The organism is Avibacterium sp. 20-129 (assembly GCF_026226845.1).
In the GTDB taxonomy this organism is placed as follows: Bacteria; Pseudomonadota; Gammaproteobacteria; order Enterobacterales; family Pasteurellaceae; genus Avibacterium.
This window is the reverse complement of the sequence record NZ_JAKKOE010000003.1, coordinates 320,244-345,560: the sequence shown is the minus strand read 5'-3', so window position 1 is coordinate 345,560 and position 25,317 is coordinate 320,244. Positions and strand designations below refer to the sequence as shown.

The 25,317-nt window shown below is 39.6% G+C and carries 17 protein-coding genes; 15 read left to right on the top strand and 2 right to left on the bottom strand.

Annotation, left to right across the window (positions count from 1 at the left end; all coding sequences use genetic code 11):
* The 14 genes from L5B90_RS11230 to L5B90_RS11165 all read left to right on the top strand — a co-directional run.
* Positions 1-3,466, top strand: a 3,466-nt coding sequence (locus L5B90_RS11230) for an Ig-like domain-containing protein (RefSeq protein ID WP_265762976.1), incomplete at its 5' end; no start/stop codon positions are given.
* Between the two features lie 236 nt (positions 3,467-3,702).
* Positions 3,703-4,077 carry a 30S ribosomal protein S12 gene (rpsL, locus tag L5B90_RS11225; protein WP_013745731.1) on the top strand — a complete coding sequence of 125 codons (375 nt, stop codon included), beginning with the start codon at positions 3,703-3,705 and terminating at the stop codon, positions 4,075-4,077.
* Positions 4,078-4,205: 128 nt separating this feature from the next.
* Positions 4,206-4,676, top strand: a complete 471-nt coding sequence (gene rpsG / locus L5B90_RS11220; RefSeq protein WP_103853509.1) for a 30S ribosomal protein S7 — start codon at positions 4,206-4,208, stop codon at positions 4,674-4,676.
* Between the two features lie 105 nt (positions 4,677-4,781).
* Complete coding sequence (gene fusA, locus L5B90_RS11215) at positions 4,782-6,884, top strand: elongation factor G (RefSeq protein WP_250351171.1); 2,103 nt, start codon at positions 4,782-4,784, stop codon at positions 6,882-6,884.
* 64 nt (positions 6,885-6,948) lie between these two features.
* A complete protein-coding gene (gene tuf, locus L5B90_RS11210; protein ID WP_046097610.1) occupies positions 6,949-8,133 on the top strand; it encodes an elongation factor Tu in 1,185 nt (394 codons plus the stop codon).
* Between the two features lie 485 nt (positions 8,134-8,618).
* Positions 8,619-9,032, top strand: a complete 414-nt coding sequence (gene secE / locus L5B90_RS11205) for a preprotein translocase subunit SecE (protein ID WP_250351170.1) — start codon at positions 8,619-8,621, stop codon at positions 9,030-9,032.
* Between the two features lies 1 nt (position 9,033).
* Complete coding sequence (nusG, locus tag L5B90_RS11200; RefSeq protein ID WP_265762975.1) at positions 9,034-9,585, top strand: transcription termination/antitermination protein NusG; 552 nt, start codon at positions 9,034-9,036, stop codon at positions 9,583-9,585.
* Between the two features lie 209 nt (positions 9,586-9,794).
* The gene (rplK, locus tag L5B90_RS11195) at positions 9,795-10,223 is read left to right on the top strand and encodes a 50S ribosomal protein L11 (protein WP_265762974.1); all 429 of its coding nucleotides are present in this window, start codon (positions 9,795-9,797) and stop codon (positions 10,221-10,223) included.
* 3 nt (positions 10,224-10,226) lie between these two features.
* Positions 10,227-10,916, top strand: a complete 690-nt coding sequence (gene rplA, locus L5B90_RS11190) for a 50S ribosomal protein L1 (protein ID WP_265762973.1) — start codon at positions 10,227-10,229, stop codon at positions 10,914-10,916.
* 362 nt (positions 10,917-11,278) lie between these two features.
* Positions 11,279-11,770, top strand: a complete 492-nt coding sequence (rplJ, locus tag L5B90_RS11185; protein ID WP_103854415.1) for a 50S ribosomal protein L10 — start codon at positions 11,279-11,281, stop codon at positions 11,768-11,770.
* 51 nt (positions 11,771-11,821) lie between these two features.
* Positions 11,822-12,193 (top strand): 50S ribosomal protein L7/L12, encoded by a 372-nt coding sequence (rplL, locus tag L5B90_RS11180; protein ID WP_265762972.1) that lies wholly within the window; start codon positions 11,822-11,824, stop codon positions 12,191-12,193.
* A 350-nt stretch (positions 12,194-12,543) separates the two neighbouring features.
* Positions 12,544-16,572: a DNA-directed RNA polymerase subunit beta gene (rpoB, locus tag L5B90_RS11175; RefSeq protein ID WP_265762971.1), complete on the top strand. Its 4,029-nt coding sequence runs from the start codon at positions 12,544-12,546 to the stop codon at positions 16,570-16,572.
* 99 nt (positions 16,573-16,671) lie between these two features.
* Positions 16,672-20,934: a DNA-directed RNA polymerase subunit beta' gene (gene rpoC, locus L5B90_RS11170; protein ID WP_265762970.1), complete on the top strand. Its 4,263-nt coding sequence runs from the start codon at positions 16,672-16,674 to the stop codon at positions 20,932-20,934.
* Positions 20,935-21,129: 195 nt separating this feature from the next.
* Positions 21,130-21,735 carry an acetate uptake transporter gene (locus L5B90_RS11165; RefSeq protein ID WP_265762986.1) on the top strand — a complete coding sequence of 202 codons (606 nt, stop codon included), beginning with the start codon at positions 21,130-21,132 and terminating at the stop codon, positions 21,733-21,735.
* A 233-nt stretch (positions 21,736-21,968) separates the two neighbouring features.
* Here L5B90_RS11165 and galU read toward each other — a convergent pair whose 3' ends face one another.
* The gene (gene galU / locus L5B90_RS11160; protein ID WP_265762969.1) at positions 21,969-22,838 is read right to left on the bottom strand and encodes a UTP--glucose-1-phosphate uridylyltransferase GalU; all 870 of its coding nucleotides are present in this window, start codon (positions 22,836-22,838) and stop codon (positions 21,969-21,971) included.
* A gap of 34 nt (positions 22,839-22,872) precedes the next feature.
* A complete protein-coding gene (gene rfbB, locus L5B90_RS11155; protein WP_265762967.1) occupies positions 22,873-23,904 on the bottom strand; it encodes a dTDP-glucose 4,6-dehydratase in 1,032 nt (343 codons plus the stop codon).
* Between the two features lie 610 nt (positions 23,905-24,514).
* Between rfbB and nudC the strand changes: the two genes are divergently transcribed.
* Complete coding sequence (gene nudC, locus L5B90_RS11150; RefSeq protein ID WP_265762985.1) at positions 24,515-25,315, top strand: NAD(+) diphosphatase; 801 nt, start codon at positions 24,515-24,517, stop codon at positions 25,313-25,315.
* Positions 25,316-25,317: the final 2 nt, after the last annotated feature.

Sequence of the window (25,317 nt, the reverse complement as noted above, 5' to 3'; positions counted from 1 at the left end):
AAATACTAATACAGCGCCAGTGGCAGTGGATGATGCAGCAACTGGTAGCACAGCAAAACCGGCGAGTGGTAATGTGTTAAGCAACGACAGCGACGTGAATGGCGATAAACTGACTGTAACGAGCGTAAGCGTTGATAAAGACGGAAATGGTTCGCTAGATGTAGTTAAACCGGGTGAAACGGTTACTTTAACGAAAGAAGGTAAGACTATTGGCACGGTCGTAGTGAATGCGGACGGTACTTATACTGTTACACCAGCAGAGAACTATACCGGTGAGTTACCAGTTATTACCTATACTGTATCAGATGGTAAAGGTGGCATAGATGAAGGCACCTTAACGGTAACGAATGGCAATAAAAATACACCACCTGTCGCCAAAAATGATATTGATCAAGCAACAACAGATAAACCTGCAGCAGGTAATGTGTTGAGCAATGATACAGATGTAAATGGTGATACGCTTAAAGTGGGATCCGCAAAAGTTGATATTAATGGTGATGGTGTAGATGATCCTCTTGTCTTGGGTCAAGAAACACAGATCCGTAATAGCAATGGTGATGTGATTGCTAGCGTGACAGTAAATGAGAATGGTACTTATAGTGTAACACCTACTCAAAATTATACAGGTGCTTTACCAGTCATTACTTATACTGCTGATGATAACCAAGGAGGTACAACAACAGCGACATTGACGGTTACTAATAACAATATTCCAGCTGAGCAACACCCTGAAATGAACATTGATCGTTCAGATTTAGCTACAGAAGTAAATGAAGGTCAATTAGCAGCAAATGTTGCACAACATCAGGATAAAGGTATTCATAATGATGTGAATAGCACTAATATTGGTATTGTTGATCAAGGAAAATTGGTATTTACTGATTCAGATACTACAAATTATAGTATAGGAAAAGTTGATAGCGCATCTGCAACAGCGGGTAAAGTTCAGCTTACAACTGAGGGCTTACCAACGTTATTTGCACAAGATGGTACCGCAACTGGAGCTAAAGTTACTTGGATGCTATCTGATAACGGACAAACTGTAACAGGTAAAGCCGTTATTGGTGGTCAAACCGTTGATGTAATCACTGTGGCATTAAGTGATGTGAGTAAAGAAGGAACAACCTTCACTGCGAATTACACCACAACATTGCATCACGCGTTAGAACACAGCACGGTGAATGGTCAAAATAACTTGTCATTCAACGTAAAAGCGTTAGTAAGCGATGGAGCCGAAGGCACAACATCATCTACATTAAATGTAACTGTTTGGGATGACATTCCTGAAGCAATGGATACCACAGTCTTGAATCCAGTAAATGGTGGTTCGCCAGTTAATACTAATTTAACGCTGGTAGTGGATTATTCAAGTTCTATGAACGAGACGATCTCGGATACAAGTAGTGTAAGTCGTATGGATATGATGAAATCTGTACTTGACCAGCTATTGAATGCCTATGGTGATCTAGGTGATGTTAAAGTGAACTTGATTGTTTACGGTAACGGTACAACACAGCTAGGAAGTAATTGGCAAAGTATTGATAGTGCTAAGGCTGAGTTAGCTAAGTCATTTATGAATATTCAATCGGAAGATCCTACGGTAATTAATTCTAATGGTACGCCTATTTATAATCGTACAGATATGGATTCTGCGTTAAAACGTACGATGACAGAGTTTAATGAGTCTGGTAAATATGATAATGCAAATAATGTTGTTTATTTTATTACCGATGCAGATGAATCAGCCTCTGGATTTACACCACCTCAGGCTAGCACATTAACGACCTGGCGTGATTTCTTGCAAGAGAATAATGTTACTGCTTATGGTTATGGTGTGAGTGGTGATGATACCTATGCTGCCACTTTCAAGTCATTCGGCATTGGCTATGATCCGGAAACACAATCTACGGCGGGAATGAGTAATTACTATACTGATTCTAACTTTGCAGGCTTGAATGAGGATATGCAAGGTACAGTGGTAGTGCCGATGATTACTAATAACTTATTAGTACCAGAAAATGCGACTACAACTTATAAAGATGGTGCAGTGGCTCATTTTGGTGCTGATGGTGGTCATATTCAGTCTGTAAAAGTAGGTAGTACGACAGTTACTTATGATTCAACAAGCAGTAGCACAGGCGCGCACATTGCCACAATTAAGACGGCAAATGGTGGTGAGTTGAAAGTAAACTTAGATACAGGGGATTACACCTATCAAGCTGGTTCATTAGGTAAAGCTGGCTATACTGAAGTAATTGAGTTTACGGTGGTTGATGCTGATGGTGATGAAGCTACAGGTACACAACATCTCGAGATTTATAAACTTGATGCTGTTAATGATCGTATCTTAACGAATGTGGTGGGTAATACACTCACTCTTGATAAAGACGTATTATTAGCAAATGATGTTTATCGAGGTGAGAGTGCAACGCTTCAAGCAAATGGATCTTCTATAACGGGACAAACTGCGAATGATGTGACGGTTAAGCTGTGGGATCCGACAAATCAAGTGGGACAAGTTGTGTCTTATGATAGAAAACTTTCTCAGCATGAAAATATTAGTCAATCCATTGAATTAACGACATTTGGAACCAATAGTTCAGCGCCAAGTAATTTCAGTCAAATTGGCTATACATGGGCTGAGGTAAAAGGGGTATTTGATAGTGGTATTGTTGAGGATGATGAATACATTAAATTTAACCTACAAAGTGGTGATGATTTAATGCTTTATTTAAATGCTGCTCAAGATACTTCGTCACGTAGTGTCCAAATTCTTGACACGAATGGAACAACGGTTCTTGCTTCAGATTCTTCTTTCAATGCGGGGGATTCGCTTGCGTTGAATGATTTGAGGGCAGGTACTTATTATGTCAAGATGACAGGAACACCTCGGGCATTTAGCAACCCAACATTTGATCTCTTTGTTGGCGTTAAACATAGTGAAGGAGATTCGTTTGATTACACATTAACTGAAACACCAGATTTAACAGATACTGGTAAAGTTATGGTAGAACAAGTTGTCGGTAATACTATTAACGGTACAGGTATGAATGAAACCTTAATCGGTTCTGATACAACGGTGGCGTTAAATGGTAATGGCGGTAATGACGTATTGGTGTATAACAACCATATTCAAACCTTCAATGGTGGAGAGGGGATTGATACCTTGTTATTAACTGATGTCGGTACGATCAACTTGAATGGTAAATCTATTTCTAACATTGAAACAATCAAGTTAGGAGAAGGTAGCCAATCTATCAGCTTAACTCCAGCTCAAGTGAAAGCGATCACAGATAGTGGAAATACCTTAACTATCTATGGTGATAAAGATGACACAGTAACGTTATCTGGATTCTCGAAAGGGGCAACAGATTATAATACTGGTGTTACCGCTTACACTGATGGCTCTGGTGTAACAGTAAATGTAGATAACTTACTTGTTGAAGCAAATAAAGTGATCCTTTAATCGCGTGTTTGATACAACAAGCTTCTAACAAGAAGGCAAGTTATTGAGTTAAAGACCTAGCTGAAAAGCTGGGTCTTTTTATCTAATTTATAAGTGCGGTGTTTTTTTGCATTATTTTTTGCAAATCTTGACATTAAGTACATTCAAGATTAAAATTCGGCGTCTATCTATTCTAAGGTAGAACAAAAAGTAAACATTCTTTTATGAATAACAATTAATAAACTGGAGCTTTTTTAATGGCAACTATCAACCAATTAGTACGCAAACCGCGTGTGAAAAAGGTTGTAAAAAGCAACGTTCCTGCATTAGAGGCTTGCCCGCAGAAACGTGGCGTGTGTACTCGTGTGTACACAACTACACCTAAAAAACCGAACTCAGCATTACGTAAAGTGTGCCGTATTCGTTTAACAAATGGTTACGAAGTAACTTCTTATATCGGCGGTGAAGGTCATAACCTTCAAGAGCACAGCGTTGTGCTTATCCGTGGCGGTCGTGTTAAAGATTTACCGGGTGTGCGTTATCACACTGTACGCGGTGCATTAGACTGTGCTGGCGTAAAAGATCGTAAACAAGGTCGTTCTAAATACGGCGTTAAACGTCCTAAAGCTTAATGGTTCTCCGTTAAGTAAGGCCAAACGCGAATTAAATTAAATAAATTATCATAAACTCCAGTAAACGTAAGATCTCTTACACAAAGAGTTTTGGATAATCCTGAAGATAAAAAAACGGAGAAATTGCAATGCCACGTCGTCGTCGTATTGAACCACGCAAAATTCTTCCAGATCCAAAGTTCGGATCAGAATTACTTGCGAAATTTATTAATGTATTAATGGTAGATGGTAAAAAATCTATCGCAGAATCTATCGTTTATGGTGCGTTAGAGACTTTAGCGCAACGTACAGGCAAAGAAGCGTTAGAAGCATTTGAAATCGCACTAGAAAACGTACGCCCAACTGTTGAGGTTAAATCTCGCCGTGTTGGTGGTTCTACTTATCAAGTGCCAGTTGAAGTGCGTCCAGCACGTCGTAACGCATTAGGTATGCGTTGGATCGTTGAGGCAGCACGTAAACGTGGTGATAAATCAATGGCTTTACGTTTAGCAAATGAATTATCTGATGCATCAGAAAACAAAGGCGCAGCAGTGAAAAAACGTGAAGACGTTCACCGTATGGCTGAAGCTAACAAAGCGTTTGCACATTACCGTTGGTAATCTGTTAATCAAACGATTTTTAGGCTTCATCACATTTTGCTATGCGGTGAAGCCTTATCCATATTTAAAATTTTAATTTATTGAATTCCAAACAAGGAAATAATAATGGCTCGTGTAACTCCTATTGAGCGCTATCGTAACATCGGTATTAGTGCTCACATTGATGCTGGTAAAACAACAACCACAGAGCGTATTCTATTCTATACAGGTGTTAGTCACAAAATTGGTGAGGTGCATGATGGTGCTGCAACCATGGACTGGATGGAACAAGAACAAGAGCGTGGTATTACCATTACTTCTGCGGCAACAACCGCTTTCTGGTCTGGTATGTCTCAGCAATACCCACAACACCGTATCAACGTGATTGATACTCCGGGACACGTTGACTTTACTATCGAAGTAGAACGTTCAATGCGTGTTCTTGATGGTGCGGTGATGGTTTACTGTGCAGTAGGTGGTGTTCAACCTCAGTCTGAAACTGTATGGCGTCAAGCAAACAAATATAAAGTACCTCGTATCGCGTTCGTAAACAAAATGGACCGTACTGGTGCAAACTTCCTGCGTGTTGTTGAACAAATCAAAACACGTTTAGGTGGTAATGCTGTTCCTTTACAACTTCCGATTGGTGCAGAAGAAAACTTCAAAGGTGTTGTTGATCTTCTTAAAATGAAAGCAATCAACTGGAATGAAGCAGATCAAGGTATGACCTTTACCTATGATGATATTCCAGCAGATATGGTGGAATTATGTGAAGAATGGCATCAAAATCTTGTTGAAGCAGCGGCAGAAGCTTCAGAAGAGTTAATGGAAAAATACCTTGGTGGTGAAGATTTAACTGAAGAAGAAATCAAAGGTGCATTACGTCAACGTGCCTTGGCTACGGAAATCATTCTTGTAACCTGTGGTTCTGCGTTCAAAAATAAAGGTGTGCAAGCAATGCTTGATGCGGTAATTGATTACTTACCAGCACCAACAGACATCGCTGCAATCAAAGGGATCAATCCTGATGAAACTGAAGGTGAGCGTCACGCGGATGATAATGAACCATTCTCAGCATTAGCATTTAAAATCGCAACTGACCCATTTGTGGGTAACTTAACTTTCTTCCGTGTATATTCTGGTGTGGTTGAGTCTGGTGCTACAGTATTGAACTCAGTGAAAGAAAAACGTGAGCGTTTTGGTCGTATCGTTCAAATGCACGCAAATAAACGTGAAGAAATCAAAGAAGTTCGTGCGGGTGACATCGCTGCTGCTATCGGTCTGAAAGATGTAGGTACAGGTGATACATTATGTGCAGTTGATGCACCGATCATTCTTGAACGTATGGAATTCCCAGAGCCAGTAATCTCTGTTGCAGTAGAACCGAAAACGAAAGCAGACCAAGAGAAAATGGGCTTAGCATTAGGACGTCTTGCACAAGAAGACCCTTCATTCCGTGTTCACACTGATGAAGAATCAGGCGAAACCATCATTTCTGGTATGGGTGAGTTACACTTAGATATCATCGTTGACCGTATGAAACGTGAGTTCAAAGTGGAAGCTAATATTGGTAAACCACAAGTATCTTACCGCGAAACTATTCGTACACGCGTAAATGATGTTGAAGGGAAACACGCAAAACAATCTGGTGGTCGCGGTCAATATGGTCACGTTGTTATCGACTTATACCCATTAGATCCTGAAGGTCCGGGTTATGAATTTGTCAACGAAATCAAAGGTGGTGTAATTCCGGGGGAATATATCCCTGCGGTTGATAAAGGTATTCAAGAACAACTTAAATCTGGTCCATTAGCGGGTTATCCAGTAGTTGATTTAGGTGTGCGTTTACATTTCGGTTCATACCACGATGTGGATTCATCTGAATTAGCATTTAAACTGGCGGCATCTATTGCATTTAAAGCAGCATTTAACAAAGCGAACCCAGTATTACTTGAGCCAATTATGAAAGTGGAAGTGGAAACGCCACCTGAATATGTGGGTGATGTAATTGGTGACTTAAGCCGTCGTCGTGCAATGGTAAACGGTCAAGAAGCAAGCGAATTTGTTGTTAAAATCAATGCAGAAGTTCCACTTTCTGAAATGTTTGGTTATGCAACGGATCTTCGTTCACAAACTCAAGGTCGTGCATCATACTCAATGGAACCATTGAAATATGCTGAAGCACCAGCAAGTGTTGCAGCAGCAGTTATTGAAGCACGTAAAAAATAATTGAATATTAAACGCCGTAGTGCAGTAATGTGCTACGGAACTTTACTTAAAGGAAACATTAGCAATGTCTAAAGAAAAATTTGAACGTACAAAACCGCACGTAAACGTGGGTACAATCGGTCACGTTGACCATGGTAAAACAACTTTAACTGCTGCAATCACAACCGTATTAGCAAAACACTACGGTGGTGCGGCACGCGCATTTGACCAAATTGATAACGCGCCAGAAGAAAAAGCGCGCGGTATCACCATCAACACTTCACACGTTGAATACGATACCCCAACTCGCCACTATGCACACGTTGACTGCCCAGGACACGCGGACTATGTAAAAAATATGATTACTGGTGCAGCGCAAATGGACGGTGCAATCTTAGTAGTAGCAGCAACAGATGGTCCAATGCCACAAACTCGTGAACACATCTTATTAGGTCGCCAAGTAGGTGTACCATACATCATCGTATTCTTAAACAAATGCGATATGGTAGATGATGAAGAGTTATTAGAATTAGTTGAAATGGAAGTGCGTGAGCTTCTTTCTCAATATGACTTCCCGGGTGATGATACCCCAATCGTACGTGGTTCAGCGTTAAAAGCGTTAGAAGGCGATGCACAATGGGAAGAAAAAATCCTTGAGTTAGCAAACCACTTAGATACTTACATCCCAGAGCCAGAGCGTGCGATTGACCAACCGTTCTTATTACCAATCGAAGACGTATTCTCAATCTCAGGTCGTGGTACCGTAGTAACTGGTCGTGTAGAGCGTGGTATCATCCGCACAGGTGATGAAGTAGAAATCGTTGGTATCAAAGAAACAGCGAAAACAACCGTAACAGGTGTAGAAATGTTCCGTAAATTACTTGACGAAGGTCGTGCAGGTGAAAACATCGGTGCATTATTACGTGGTACAAAACGTGAAGAAATCGAACGTGGTCAAGTATTAGCGAAACCAGGTTCAATCACGCCACACACCGACTTTGAATCAGAAGTTTACGTATTATCAAAAGAAGAAGGTGGACGTCATACGCCATTCTTCAAAGGTTACCGTCCACAATTCTATTTCCGTACCACTGACGTAACAGGAACAATTGAGTTACCAGAAGGTGTAGAAATGGTAATGCCAGGCGATAACATCAAAATGACAGTAAGCTTAATTCACCCAATCGCAATGGACCAAGGTTTACGCTTTGCGATCCGTGAAGGTGGCCGTACAGTAGGTGCGGGTGTTGTAGCGAAAATCATCAAATAATGATTATTGCTAGATAACGCTAGAAAGCTATCAGAAAGCGAAAGAGGGCATCGAAAGATGCCCTTTTGTTTTTTACTGCTAATTTAAAAATGTTGCGCAAACTGAGTTGATTGACAAAATGAAAAACTTCACGAAAAAGCACCGCACTTTGATTTTAAGAATCGTTGATTAATTTGCTAAATTGGGTCAGGCTATCTCTTTGTTACTTCTAGAAATAGAGTGGTTACTATTCCCTTATTATTCGTATGTTTTACATCTAATAATTATTTGCTTATTAAGTTAAAAGCAAAAATTTACTGGAAAGGCACCGCACTTTAGATGATGAAAGATGTGATCTCTTCGTTGAAATAATAGGGAATGATTAATTTCTTTTTTGTAAGAAATCGTTAAATTTTCTATGATTTTTGATAGGCAACAAAATAAGAAAATGCTACAATTGCGCGTTCAGAACAGCATCCCGATTTTATTGAATAATGGATACAATTATGGCGTCAAATATTGATAAAAAGAAACACGCTGAACAAGCGGAAGATCTTCAGAAGTCAAAAGGACTAAATACCTTTTTATGGCTACTCAGTATGGTAATTATTGCTGTGGCAGCAGTTGGAAATATTTATTTTGCAGACCAATTTTCTACTCCAATCCGTGTGGTTGCGGTAGTGATTCTATTACTTATTGCCTTGGGTATTTTAGCTATTACTAACCAAGGGACAAAAGCACGCGCCTTTTTGAAAGACTCTAGAATAGAATTAAGAAAAATTGTATGGCCAACACGTTCTGAGGCAATGCAAACAACCTTGATTGTTATGGCTGTTACGATGATTGTTTCTCTCATTTTATGGGGACTTGATTCTATTATTGTTTCTGTAATTAATTTCTTAACAAATTTGAGGTTCTAAGATGACAGAGAATACACCAAAAAAACGCTGGTATGTGTTACAAGCATTTTCTGGCTTTGAAGGCCGTGTAGCAGCAACATTGCGCGAATATATTAAATTGCACCAAATGGAAGATCAATTTGGTGAAGTACTTGTTCCTACAGAAGAAGTAGTTGAGAACGTGGGTGGTAAGCGTCGTAAAAGTGAACGTAAATACTTCCCCGGTTATGTCTTGGTACAAATGGAAATGAATGATTACACTTGGCAGCTTGTGCGTAGTGTGCCACGCGTAATGGGATTTATTGGTGGTACACCAGATAAGCCTGCGCCGATTAGTAACCGTGAGGCTGACATTATTTTAAATCGTCTAGAGCAAAATTCTGACAAACCAAAACCAAGAACTGTCTTCCAACCTGGTGAGGAAGTGAGAGTTAAAGAAGGTCCGTTTGCAGACTTTAATGGAACGGTTGAAGAAGTCGATTACGATAAAGGTCGTCTGAAAGTATCGGTTTCTATCTTTGGTCGAGCTACACCAGTTGAACTGGAGTTTGGTCAAGTAGAAAAAAATAATTAATAAACATCTAATTATAAATGGCAAGGTGATACTTGCCATTTTTTTAGTATCATCAAATTGTAATTTTTGCTTGGCAATATTCGCAAGAATTTGTATAATTCGCGACCTTACGCGTAAATCTTTCGCGTATTGTTATGTAATCGCACGATAAGTGCTTTCAATCATACGGGGAGCTGAAAAGCGTTATCACCCATAACGAGGAAATTAAAATGGCAAAGAAAGTTCAAGCCTATATTAAGTTGCAAGTTGCAGCGGGTATGGCTAACCCTTCACCACCAGTTGGTCCAGCATTAGGTCAACAAGGTGTGAATATTATGGAATTCTGTAAAGCATTCAACGCTCGTACTGAGAGCTTAGAAAAAGGTTTACCGATTCCAGTGGTTATCACTGTTTATGCAGACCGTTCATTTACTTTTGTAACTAAAACCCCACCAGCAGCGGTATTATTGAAAAAAGCAGCTGGCATCAAGTCAGGTTCTGGTAAACCGAACAAAGATAAAGTCGGTAAAGTAACAAAAGCACAAATCCGTGAGATTGCTGAAACAAAAGCAGCGGATATGACGGGTGCAACAATTGAAACTAAGATGAAATCTATTGAAGGTACTGCACGTTCAATGGGTTTGGTAGTGGAGGACTAATTAATGGCTAAACTAACCAAACGTATGAAAGCAATCAAAGCGGGTGTTGATTCAACTAAAGCTTATGAAATCAATGAAGCGATCGCAGTATTAAAACAATTTACGAGTGCTAAATTCGTAGAAAGCGTTGATGTTGCAGTAAATTTAGGGATTGATGCACGTAAATCTGACCAAAATGTTCGTGGTGCGACAGTATTACCAAATGGTACAGGTCGTAACGTTCGCGTTGCGGTATTCACTCAAGGCGCAAATGCAGATGCAGCGAAAGAAGCAGGTGCAGATTTAGTGGGTATGGAAGATTTAGCAGAGCAAATCAAGAAAGGCGAAATGGACTTTGATGTTGTTATCGCTTCCCCTGATGCAATGCGCGTTGTTGGTCAATTAGGTCAAATTTTAGGACCTCGTGGCTTAATGCCAAACCCGAAAGTAGGTACTGTAACCTCAAATGTGGCTGAAGCAGTCAAAAATGCGAAATCTGGTCAGGTTCGTTACCGTAATGATAAAAATGGTATTATTCATACTACAATCGGTAAAGCAGACTTTAGCCCAGAGCAATTAAAAGAAAACTTACAAGCTTTATTAGCGGCTTTAACAAAAGCAAAACCTGCTTCTGCTAAAGGCGTATTTATTAAGAAAGTAAGTCTTTCTACCACTCAAGGTGCGGGTGTCGCAGTAGATCAAAACAGTCTATAATTTGAGTTTAAAAAACGGCTTATTGTATTAATAAGCCGTTTTTATATTGGGTTTTATACTGAGAAAATGGCTCTTCAATGGAACTTTTTATTTACATTGATGATAAATCTCTCTATAATGCCCGACCTAAATCTGTTTCGGCAGATTTTTGATGGTGCTTACTATCAAGCCCCGTCCAAGACCGTAGGTGAAATGATTTCATTTCTTAATAGCAATGCCTGCGTAGATGGTGGACAGACAGAATTTTCTGCTTCTGGACACCTTAGCCTCAAAGAGAAACCTCGCAAATTTAAAGTGCGGTTATTTTTTTGAGATTTTTTAGAAGTTCCGCTTAGGCGGAGTGTATCAGGAGCTAACAGCCAATGGCATTAAATCTTCAAGACAAACAAGCAATTGTTGCTGAAGTAAATGAAGCAGCCAAAGGTGCCCTGTCGGCAGTTATCGCGGATTCCCGTGGTGTGACTGTTGATAAAATGACTGAATTACGTAAAGCAGCTCGTGAAGCTGGTGTTTCAATGCGTGTTGTGCGTAACACCTTGTTACGTCGTGCAGTTGAAGGCACAGATTATGAATGCTTAAAAGATGCGTTTGTAGGTCCAACACTTATCGCATTTTCTACTGAACACCCAGGTGCAGCAGCACGTTTGTTCAAAGATTTTGCAAAAGCAAATGATAAGTTTGAAATTAAAGGTGCAGCCTTTGAAGGTAAGATCCAAGATGTTGAATTCTTAGCAACATTACCAACTTACGAAGAAGCAATTGCACGTTTAATGGGTACAATGAAAGAAGCTGCGGCAGGCAAACTTGTTCGCACTCTTGCAGCATTACGCGACAAATTACAAGAAGCAGCTTAATTACAGCGTTTCTTATTCGGTTTAATTTATTTACTTTAGGAATTGATTGTTATGTCATTAACTAACGAACAAATCATTGAAGCGATTGCTTCTAAATCAGTAACTGAAATCGTAGAATTAATCTCTGCGATGGAAGAAAAATTCGGTGTTTCAGCAGCAGCGGCTGCAGTAGCAGTAGCAGCAGGCGGTGACGCAGCTGCAGCAGAAGAGAAAACTGAATTTGATGTAGTACTTGCAGCAGCTGGTGCAAACAAAGTAGCAGTAATCAAAGCAGTACGTGGTGCAACTGGCTTAGGCTTAAAAGAAGCGAAAGACTTAGTTGAATCTGCACCAGCAGTATTAAAAGAAGGTATTGCTAAAGCAGAAGCTGAAGCACTTAAGAAAGAATTAGAAGAAGCTGGCGCACAAGTAGAAATCAAATAATTTTGATTTTTCCGCGACCAATTCTGGTTCTAAAAGCCCCGATAGAAATATCGGGGTTTTTATTTATATAGCACTAGTTACTTGACTTTTATTTATCCATTCTTATATAATTATCAGCCATTTTTAATTCCGCTAAATAGTTTGGATTAAAAATATACTGAATAATCACCGTTTTGTTGCGTGAATCAGGCTAGTTTTCTGGTAGTTTGATGGCAACCCGCTCATCAGAAGTAAGGTTCAGAGTGCGGTATCTGGAAACGGATTCATCATTGATTGAAAATAAGCGAAAAAATGACCGCACTTTTATTTTCTTTCAACTCGGTCTCACTAAAATTTATTGAGGAAAACCAATGGGTTACTCCTATACTGAGAAAAAACGTATTCGTAAAGACTTCGGCAAGCGTCCGCAAGTTTTAAATGTACCATATTTATTAACAATTCAACTTGATTCTTTTGATAAATTTATCCAAAGAGATCCTGAGGGTCAGCAAGGTCTAGAAGCGGCATTCCGTTCTGTATTCCCGATTGTCAGCAATAATGGCAATACAGAATTACAATATGTCAGCTACCGTTTAGGCGAACCCGTATTTGATGTGCGTGAATGTCAAATTCGCGGTACCACTTATGCTGCACCATTACGGGTAAAATTGCGTCTTGTTAGCTATGATAAAGATGCCGCACCGGGTACGATCAAAGATATTAAAGAACAAGAAGTGTATATGGGTGAAATCCCATTAATGACAGATAATGGAACATTTGTGATTAATGGTACTGAACGTGTAATCGTTTCGCAATTACACCGTAGCCCGGGTGTGTTCTTTGATAGCGACAAAGGTAAAACACACTCATCAGGAAAAGTACTTTATAACGCACGTATTATTCCTTATCGTGGTTCTTGGTTAGATTTTGAATTTGATCCAAAAGATAACTTATATGCGCGTATTGACCGTCGTCGTAAATTACCTGCGACCATTATTTTGCGTGCTTTAAATTACACGACAGAAGAAATTTTAGATTTATTCTTTGATAAAGTCGTTTTCCAAATTGACGATAACAAATTATTAATGACCTTAGTACCAGAAAGATTGCGTGGTGAAACGGCAACTTTTGATATTGTGGCAAATGGAAAAACCTATGTTGAAGTGGGGCGTCGTATTACCGCTCGTCATATTCGTGCGCTTGAAAAAGACAATGTGACTCAGGTTGAAGTGCCAACAGAATACATTGTAGGCAAAGTGGCTGCGAAAGACTATGTTGATCTTGAAACGGGTGAAGTGATTTGTCCAGCCAATGGTGAAATGACACTAGAGGTTTTAGCAAAATTATCACAAGCGGGTTATAAAACCATTGAAACCCTATTTACGAACGATTTAGATTACGGTCCATATATTTCAGATACCTTACGCGTTGATCCAACCACTGATCGTTTGAGTGCATTGGTTGAAATTTATCGTATGATGCGTCCGGGTGAGCCACCAACAAAAGAAGCAGCAGAAGGCTTGTTTGATAATCTTTTCTTCTCGGCAGATCGCTATGATTTATCGGCGGTAGGTCGAATGAAATTCAACCGCTCTTTAGGCATTGAAGAAACAACGGGCAGCGGTATCTTAAGTAAAGAAGATATTGTCAATGTAATGCGTAAATTGATTGATATCCGTAATGGTCGTGGTGAAGTTGATGACATTGACCACTTAGGTAACCGCCGTATTCGTTCTGTGGGTGAAATGGCAGAAAACCAATTCCGTATTGGTTTAGTGCGTGTTGAGCGTGCAGTGAAAGAGCGTCTTTCTTTAGGCGATCTTGAAGCAGTAACTCCACAAGATTTAATTAATGCGAAACCAATTTCAGCTGCGGTGAAAGAATTCTTTGGTTCATCACAACTTTCCCAATTTATGGATCAGAATAACCCGCTTTCAGAAGTGACACATAAACGCCGTATTTCTGCATTAGGACCGGGTGGTTTAACTCGTGAACGTGCAGGCTTCGAGGTGCGAGATGTTCACGCAACCCATTATGGACGTGTGTGTCCAATTGAAACGCCTGAAGGTCCAAACATCGGTTTGATCAACTCGCTAGCGGTGTATGCGCGTACTAATGATTACGGTTTCTTAGAAACCCCATACCGCAAAGTGGTAAATGGTCAAGTTACGGAAGAAATTGAATACTTATCAGCCATTGAAGAAGGCAAATATATCATCGCACAGGCAAACTCAAATTTAGATGAGGAATTACGCTTTACCGATACTTTCGTAACCTGTCGTGGTGAGCATGGGGAATCTGGTTTATATCGCCCAGAAGAAATTCACTATATGGACGTATCAACACAGCAAATCGTTTCTGTGGCAGCAGCGTTGATTCCATTCCTTGAGCACGATGATGCAAACCGTGCCTTGATGGGGGCGAACATGCAACGCCAAGCCGTGCCAACCTTGCGTGCAGATAAGCCATTAGTCGGTACAGGTATGGAAAAACCTGTGGCATTAGACTCTGGGGTAGCGGTAGTCGCAAAACGCGGTGGAACAATCCAATATGTTGATGCTTCACGTATCGTGGTTAAAGTAAACGAAGATGAAACCGTCGCAGGCGAAGCGGGGATTGATATTTACAATCTTGTGAAATATACCCGTTCTAACCAAAACACCTGTATCAACCAAATTCCTTGTGTGCAATTAGGTGAGCCTATTGAACGTGGTGAAATCCTTGCTGATGGGCCATCAACAGATTTAGGTGAACTTGCGCTTGGGCAAAATATGCGCGTCGCATTTATGCCTTGGAATGGTTATAACTTTGAAGACTCAATGTTAGTGTCTGAGCGAGTAGTACAAGAAGATCGTTTCACGACTATTCATATTCAAGAACTTTCTTGTGTGGCACGTGATACTAAACTGGGTTCAGAAGAAATCACCGCAGATATTCCAAACGTCGGTGAGGCCGCATTAAGCAAACTTGATGAATCAGGGATTGTATATATCGGTGCAGAAGTAAAAGGCGGCGATATTCTTGTGGGTAAAGTCACACCAAAAGGTGAAACCCAATTAACCCCAGAAGAAAAATTATTACGCGCCATCTTTGGTGAAAAAGCCTCAGATGTAAAAGATTCTTCACTACGCGTACCAAATAGCGTATCAGGTACTGTGATTGACGTTCAAGTTTTCACCCGTGATGGTGTAGAAAAAGATAAACGTGCATTAGAAATTGAAGAAATGCAATTAAAACAAGCGAAAAAAGATCTTGTCGAAGAATTAGAGATCTTAGAAGCAGGTTTATTTGCTCGTGTACGTAACGTATTAATTTCTGGCGGAATCTCTGAAGCGCAGTTAGATAAACTAGAACGCACAAAATGGTTAGAACAAACCCTTTCAGATGAAGACAAACAAAGCCAATTAGAACAATTAGCCGAACAATACGAAGAACTTCGCAAAGACTTTGAACACAAACTTGAAGTCAAACGTGGCAAAATTATCCAAGGTGATGATCTTGCACCGGGCGTATTGAAAGTGGTGAAAGTGTATCTTGCGGTGAAACGTCAAATCCAACCGGGTGATAAAATGGCGGGTCGTCACGGTAACAAAGGGGTTATCTCAAAAATTAACCCAGTTGAAGATATGCCGTATGACGAAAATGGTCAGCCAGTGGATATCGTATTGAACCCGCTGGGCGTACCTTCACGTATGAACATTGGTCAGATTCTTGAAACACACTTAGGTTTAGCGGCGAAAGGAATTGGTGATCAAATCAATGCAATGATCAAACAAAAACAAGATGTTGAGAAATTGCGTGGTTATATCCAAAAAGCCTATGACTTAGGTGGTGGCTCACAAAAAGTGGATCTTTCAACCTTTACAGATGAAGAAGTGATGCGTTTAGCGCAAAACTTACGCAAAGGTTTACCATTAGCAACACCAGTATTTGACGGGGCGCACGAAGCAGAAATTAAAGGCTTGTTAGAGCTAGGTGGCTTACCAACGTCTGGTCAAATCACCTTATATGATGGTCGTACCGGTGAGAAATTTGAACGTCCTGTAACCGTGGGTTATATGTATATGCTCAAATTGAACCACTTAGTGGATGACAAAATGCACGCACGTTCAACAGGTTCTTATAGTCTTGTTACGCAACAACCATTAGGTGGTAAAGCACAATTTGGTGGTCAGCGTTTCGGTGAGATGGAGGTATGGGCGCTCGAAGCTTATGGTGCGGCTTACACCTTACAAGAAATGCTTACAGTGAAATCTGATGATGTGAATGGTCGTACGAAGATGTATAAAAATATCGTGAGCGGTAACCAACAAATGGATCCGGGTACGCCAGAATCTTTCAACGTAATTATGAAAGAAATTCGTTCACTGGGTATTAACATCGACTTAGACGAAGAATAATCTGATAAGCGAAAGCTAAAGTACGCTCAAGTGCGGTGAAAAAATGTTGAAATTTTACACCGCACTTGGATAAGTTTAACTCCGACAGGAGCAAAATCTGTGAAAGACTTAGTTAAGTTTTTAAAAGCACAATCAAAAACTTCAGAAGATTTTGATGTGATTAAAATTGGTTTAGCCTCACCGGATATGATCCGTTCTTGGTCATTTGGTGAAGTTAAAAAACCTGAAACTATCAACTACCGTACGTTTAAACCAGAGCGTGACGGGCTTTTCTGTGCGCGTATTTTCGGGCCAGTAAAAGACTACGAATGTTTATGTGGAAAATATAAACGTTTAAAACACCGTGGTGTGATCTGTGAAAAATGTGGTGTCGAAGTTACTCAAGCAAAAGTTCGTCGTGAACGTATGGGACATATTGAGTTAGCTTCTCCAGTTGCACACATTTGGTTCTTAAAATCTTTACCATCCCGTATCGGTTTATTATTAGATATGCCGTTGCGTGATATTGAACGTGTACTTTATTTTGAATCTTACATTGTTACTGAACCGGGAATGACGGATCTGGAAAAAGGTCAATTATTAACGGAAGAACAATATATGGACGCTGAAGATCGTTGGGCTGACGAATTTGAAGCGAAAATGGGAGCGGAAGCGATCCAAGCGTTATTACGCGATATGGATCTAGAAGTGGAATGCGAGAACTTGCGTGAAGAATTGCAAGAAACCAATTCAGAGACGAAACGTAAAAAAATTACTAAACGCTTAAAATTATTAGAATCTTTCATTCAATCAGGCAATAAACCTGAGTGGATGGTGATGACAGTATTACCTGTTTTACCACCAGATTTACGCCCATTAGTACCGCTTGATGGCGGACGCTTTGCAACATCTGATTTAAATGATTTATATCGTCGTGTGATTAACCGTAATAACCGTTTAAAACGTTTATTAGACTTGATTGCACCGGATATTATTGTGCGTAACGAAAAACGGATGTTACAAGAGTCTGTCGATGCGTTATTAGATAATGGCCGTCGTGGTCGTGCAATTACGGGTTCTAACCGTCGTCCATTGAAATCACTTGCGGATATGATCAAAGGTAAACAAGGTCGTTTCCGTCAAAACTTATTAGGTAAACGTGTTGATTATTCTGGTCGTTCTGTAATTACAGTGGGTCCATACTTACATCTACATCAATGTGGTTTACCGAAAAAAATGGCATTGGAATTATTCCGTCCATTTATTTACGCGAAATTAGAAAGCCGTGGCTTTGCAACAACCATTAAAGCGGCGAAGAAAATGGTTGAGCGTGAAGATGCTATCGTATGGGATATTTTAGCCGAAGTGATTCGTGAACACCCAATCTTATTAAACCGTGCGCCAACCTTGCACCGTTTGGGTATTCAGGCTTTTGAACCAATCTTAATTGAAGGTAAAGCGATTCAATTACACCCATTAGTGTGTGCGGCATTCAATGCGGACTTCGATGGTGACCAAATGGCGGTTCACGTACCATTAACCCTTGAAGCTCAGCTTGAAGCGCGTGCGTTGATGATGTCAACCAACAACATTCTTTCACCAGCTAATGGTGAGCCGATTATCGTACCATCACAAGACGTGGTATTAGGTCTTTACTATATGACACGCGATAAAGTGAACGGTAAAGGCGAAGGAATGTTATTACAAGATCCGCGTGAAGCAGAAAAAGCTTATCGTACAGGACAAGCAGAATTACATTCTCGTGTGAAAGTACGTATCACAGAATATGTGAAAGATGCTGCTGATGAGTTTGTTCCGCAAACAAACCTTGTGGATACCACAATTGGTCGTGCCATTTTATGGATGATTGCACCAAAAGGAATGCCATTTAGCTTATTCAATCAAACCCTAGGCAAAAAAGCGATTTCTAAATTAATCAATGAAAGTTATCGTCGTCTTGGATTAAAAGCGAGCGTGCTATTTGCTGACCAAATTATGTACACTGGTTTTGCTTATGCTGCGCGTTCTGGTTCATCAGTCGGTATTGATGATATGGTGATCCCGGCGAAAAAATATGAAATTATTTCAGCCGCAGAACAAGAAGTTGCAGAAATTCAAGAGCAATTCCAATCAGGTTTAGTTACCGCAGGTGAGCGTTATAACAAAGTCATCGATATTTGGGCAGCCGCAAATGAACGTGTTGCTAAAGCGATGATGGAAAACCTTTCACAAGAAGAAGTCGTAAATCGTGAAGGGGAGCTGGAAAAACAAGCGTCATTTAACAGTATCTTTATGATGGCTGATTCTGGGGCGCGTGGTTCTGCCGCACAGATTCGTCAGCTTGCTGGTATGCGTGGTTTGATGGCTCGTCCAGATGGCTCAATTATCGAAACACCAATTACCGCGAACTTCCGCGAAGGGCTAAACGTACTTCAGTACTTTATTTCAACCCACGGTGCGCGTAAAGGTTTGGCGGATACCGCACTGAAAACGGCAAACTCAGGTTACTTAACTCGCCGTTTAGTGGATGTGGCACAAGATTTAGTGATCATTGAAGATGACTGTGGTACTTACGAAGGTATCGTAATGACCCCATTAATTGAGGGGGGCGATGTAAAAGAGCCTTTACGTGATCGCGTATTAGGTCGTGTTGCCGCAGAAGACATCTTAAAACCGGGTACAGATGAAGTTTTAATCCCACGTAATACCTTATTAGATGAAAAACTTTGTGACCTCATTGATGAAAATTCCGTTGATAGCATTAAAGTACGTTCAGTCGTAACCTGTGATACTAACTTTGGTGTATGTGCGAAATGTTATGGGCGCGATCTGGCACGCGGACACCTTATTAACCAAGGTGAAGCGGTGGGCGTTATTGCAGCGCAATCAATCGGTGAGCCGGGTACACAGCTAACGATGCGTACCTTCCATATCGGTGGTGCGGCATCTGCGGCAGCAAAAGAATCAAGCATTCAAGTTAAGAATAACGGTACATTACGTTTAGCAAACGTGAAATTTGTTACCAACAAAGAAGGCAAATTGGTATTAACTTCTCGTAACACTGAATTAACTGTCATTGATGCCTTTGGTCGTACCAAAGAGCATTATAAAGTGCCTTACGGTGCAGTATTAAACAAAGCAGACGGTGATGACGTGAACGCAGGCGAAACCGTCGCAAACTGGGATCCACATACTATGCCAGTGGTTTCCGAAGTATCAGGTTTCGTGAAATTTGTTGATATTGTTGATGGCTTAACCGTAACTCGTCAAACCGATGAATTAACAGGTTTATCTTCAATCGTCGTACAAGATGTGGGTGAACGCGCAACAGCCGGTAAGGATTTACGTCCAACTATCAAACTAGTCGATGCACAAGGTAATGATGTTCTCATTGCAGGTTCGGATATGCCAGCGCAGTACACCTTACCGGGTAAAGCGATTGTTACCCTTGAAGATGGTGCAGAGGTTCACGTCGGGGATTCCCTTGCACGTATTCCACAAGAATCAGCAGGAACCAAAGATATTACCGGTGGTCTTCCACGCGTAGCCGATCTCTTTGAAGCGCGTAAACCGAAAGAACCAGCCATCTTAGCAGAAATTTCCGGTATTGTTTCCTTCGGTAAAGAAACCAAAGGTAAACGCCGCTTACTTATCACCCCAACAGAAGGTGAAGTGTACGAAGAAATGATTCCAAAATGGCGTCAGCTCAACGTATTTGAAGGTGAAATGGTAGAGCGTGGGGATCTGATTTCTGATGGTGCAGAAACGCCACACGATATTCTACGTTTGCGCGGTGTACACGCAGTGACTGATTACATTGTGAACGAAGTGCAAGAAGTTTACCGCTTACAAGGGGTAAAAATTAACGATAAACATATCGAAGTTATCGTTCGCCAAATGTTGCGTAAAGCCATCATCACGAAGGCTTATGACTCTGAATTCTTAGAAGGTGAGCAAGTGGAAGTTGCACGTGTGAAAATGGTTAACCAAAAACGTGAAGCGGAAGGTAAACCATTGGTTGAGTTTGAGCGTGAGTTATTGGGTATCACCAAAGCCTCATTGGCGACCGAATCCTTTATCTCAGCCGCCTCATTCCAAGAAACCACCCGCGTGCTTACGGAAGCAGCCGTGGCAGGTAAACGCGATGAATTACGTGGCTTGAAAGAGAACGTTATCGTTGGTCGTTTGATCCCAGCAGGTACAGGTTTTGCGTATCACCAACAACGCCAGAAAAACCGTGCTGCGGGTATTGTAGAACCTGAGCAACCAACGAAAGCCTCAATGGTTTCAGATGAAGACATTGCCTCTGAATTTACATTCAGTGCTGATGATGCCACCGCAAGTTTAGCAGAAATGTTAAATATGGCAGAAGATGCAGAATAAAATTTAGTCTTTAAGTCATCGAAAGCCCGAATATCATTTCGGGCTTTTTTATTACTTGGGATTAGGGGCATTAATATTTAGGTAAGCATATAAAGTGCGGTGAAAAATTCATAAATTTTATACCGCTCTTAAAACGTTATCTGAGTTAAATTTTTCCTCTCAATTTCGATAAAATTGCTTTATTTTCAAAATAATATCAAGCATAATCCGCCCTTTCATTTTACTAACAAACTAGGAAAACAAATGACAGTTCAAACAACAGAAAAATTGGCAAATCCGGGTCCTTTAGGCTTATGCGGTTTTGCTTTAACAACATGGTTATTAAGTTTAATTAATGCAGGGATTTTTGTTAAACAAGATGGGATCTCTGTTGTGTTAGCAATGGCATTCGCCTTTGGGGGAACAGCACAATTAATCGCAGGTATAATGGAATACCGCAAAGGCAATACCTTTGGCTTCACCGCTTTCATCAGCTATGGGGCATTTTGGTGGTCTTGGGCATTGTTCGTACAATTTATGCCAACCGCAAGCCCTGCCTTTTTAGGTTGTTATTTAGCTGCTTGGGGAACTTTTACTTTAATGATGTTTATTGCCTCATTTAGCAAACCAAAAGCGTTACGTGTGGTCTTCTTCTTTCTTGTGCTAACTTTCTACGCATTAGCAATCGGCGATGGTTTTGGTTATCACCATATCGTGAATATTGGTGGGTATTTAGGGTTAATCACAGCATTAGCCGCATTTTATCTCGCTGCTGCAGAAATGATTAACGAAAATTTTGGTCGAGAGATTTTACCGATTTAGTTGTTATATGATTGTTTAAAAGGAAAAGCTTCTAGTTGCTGCTAGAAGCTTTTTTGTTTTTTTTAGAATTTTATGATTGCTAAGTGTAAGACAAATTGCTGATTGTACTTGCCATACTTATGACAATTTTAAATATCTACTAAGGTTAGTACATCATATCCAAAGAGAATGTACGGCAAACACTTTTTAAGATGTTTTTAATTGTATCTTAGTCTTGATTCATATAGATATTCTTATATTTTATGTGTACTTTCTTTGGCTAAGCTAATATCTGTATCTTTAAGATAAACATTTTGGTAGCAATAGTTGGTTGCCTCAATGAAACCTTCAACGCTTCCACAGTCAAAGCGTTTACCTTTAAATTTATAGGCTAATACTTTGCCTTGTTTAGCTTGTTGCAATAAAGCATCAGTAATTTGAATTTCGCCATTTTTACCCGCTGGGGTATGCTCTAATAGCTCAAAGATATCGGGAGTTAAAATATAACGTCCAATAATTGCCAGATTACTTGGAGCAGTGCCTTTTTCTGGTTTTTCTACCATATTTTCAACTTGGAATAAATCCTCATTGATAGGTTTGCCTGAAATCACACCATATTTATGCGTTTCATCTTCTGGCACTTCTTCAACAGCAACAATAGTGCAGCCATATTGATTGTATAATTCTACCATTTGTGCTAAAACGCCTTGCCCTTGTTCGTTAATGCATAAATCGTCAGCTAAAACAACAGCAAAAGGTTCGTTGCCAACTAATTCTCTACCAACGAGTACCGCGTGTCCTAATCCAAGCATTTCCCCTTGACGGATAAAAGTAAAACTTGCAGAGTTGATAATTTTACGAATATCTTCAAGCAAAGATTCTTTATTTGTCCCTTGGATTTGATGTTCTAATTCATAGCTCTTATCAAAGTGATCCATGATGGAATATTTTCCGCGACCTGTTACGATACACATATCTTGCATTCCAGCTTGGATTGCTTCATCTACCCCATATTCAATCAACGGTTTATTCACAATTGGCATCATTTCTTTAGGCATAGATTTGGTGGCTGGTAAAAATCGTGTCCCATAACCCGCAGCGGGGAATAAACATTTTTTAATCATTTTAATTTCCGTTAGTTTACAAGATTGTTTTAGTTTACTTATTGTGTGTATTTTTCCAAAAATTTGGGTGTTCTAAATACCATAAAATGGTTTGGCGCAGTCCTGTGTCAAACGTTTCTTGAGGGTACCACCCTAGTTCAGAATTAATTTTATACGTATTAATGGCATAACGTTGGTCGTGACCTAAGCGATCTTCAACAAAGGTGATTAAATCTACATATCGGTTTACATTATTAGGTTTATTTGGAGCAAGTTCTTCTAAATGTTCACAGATTGTTTTAACAATTTCGAGATTTGTCCTTTCATTATGCCCACCAATATTATAAATCTCGCCTATTTTACCTTGAGTTAAGACTAAGTGCAAAGCTTGAACGTGATCTTCCACAAAAAGCCAATCTCTAATTTGCATACCGTTACCATAAATAGGTAATGGTTTCCCAGATAAGGCATTTAAAATCATTAACGGAATTAATTTTTCAGGAAATTGATATGGTCCATAGTTATTTGAACAATGGGTTATGATCGTAGGTAACCCAAAAGTTCTGTACCAAGCACGGACAAGATGATCGCTTGAGGCTTTAGAGGCTGAATAGGGGCTATTAGGAGCATAAATTGAATTTTCATTAAAAGGTTGTTGGTCTTTTTGTAAATCACCATAAACTTCATCGGTAGATATATGAATAAAACGAAAATTTTTTTGTTTTTGTTCGTCTAAAATTTTCCAATAATTATATGTGTTTTCTAGTAAAGTATAGGTTCCAACAATATTTGTTTGAATAAAAGGTAAACTATTCGAAATAGAGCGATCAACGTGTGTTTCTGCTGCAAGATGAATGACTGCATCGGGTTGATATTGCGAGAAGACGTTGTTTAGTAAATGACTATTGCAAATATCAACTTGTTGAAATTTATATCGAGGATTGTTTTGTACTGTGTTTAGGCTATCAAGACAGCTTGCATAGGTGAGTTTATCAATATTAAAAACTTGATCATTTGTTTGATTGATAAGATAACGAACAAGTGCTGAACCAATAAATCCAGCACCTCCAGTAACTAAAATTTTCATATTAATATCCTTAGGTTTTTTTATTATTCTAATTTTTATAAACAAGCCTATCAAGTATAATATATAGGTTTTTTGTTATTTAACTATCTTTTATTTCATTATTAATGATAGCTACTTTCATATTTTTATATTGATTGATATGTTTTATTATTTTCGGTATTTCCTTTTATAGTAAGGTTTTTTTATGGGGTGGAAAGTATAGAAAAAGAGATTGTTTGTGAAGAAATTAAATGCTTTAGAGCTTTATTAGGCAATTAAGTATCAATTTTCTTAGAGATAGATGAGAGGATTGAGGTAAATATTTCCTGAGAGAGAATTTATTAAAATTCTTCTAAAGTAAAGGGTAAATAGCAAAATATTTTAAATTAAAAATAATCCTAGAATTACTAAAATAGCTCTTTTTTTGCGTAAAAAAATTTGGATGAGTCATCTAGGAATGACATAATAATTTTATGTAAAACAACTAGCATTGATTGTATTTGAAAAGAGTGGGCTAATTAAACTTGTAGGAAAAGGCATTTTTTTATAGCGAAATCAGAGTAACCCTGTAAAATAGCTCAATTCTTAAATGAGCAAAACAAAAGTGCGGTGAGTTTTTATGAATTTTTCTATGCAACCTATTGCATCCACAACGCAAGGCGCTTGGCTTTTAACCCAAGGATCAAATGTTTTTCTGATAAATGAAAAATTACCTGAGGGCAAGGCGGAAGCGTTTCAATTAGCGGGGCTTTTAGCAATGGAGATTGGGCGTTGGAATGATCAACCACTTTGGCTTGTTGCAGAACAGGAAGATTTACGAACTTACACGTCTTTGCGTAGTTTGTTGCATTTGCCTGAAACACAATTTAATTTGCTCAATCGTGGTGTGGAAATTAATCATTTCCTAAAAACTCACCGCTTTTGTGGGAAATGTGGGACGAAAATGGCAATGGTGAAAGACGAATTGGCGGTGCAATGTGAAAACTCTGCCTGTTCTTACCGCACTTATCCTGTGATTTGCCCTTCAATTATCGTGGCAGTTCGCCGTGGTAAGCAGATTTTGCTCGCTAATCATCAGCGTCATCAACAAGAAAAAATGTACACTACCTTGGCGGGCTTTGTGGAAGCGGGGGAGAGTTTTGAGCAAACGGTAAAACGTGAAGTGTTTGAAGAAACGGGAATCAAGGTGAAAAATATTCGCTATTTTGGTAGCCAACCTTGGGCATTTCCTAATTCTCAAATGGTGGGGTTTTTAGCTGATTATGTTTCGGGGGAGATTCGTGTGCAAGAAACAGAGATTCAAGATGCACAGTGGTTCGATTATGATAAACCCTTGCCAAATTTGCCACCAAAAGGCACTATTGCGTTGAAATTAATTAATGCCACACTGGCACTTTGTGCCGCTGATGATAAAAGTGCGGTAGAAAAATAAAG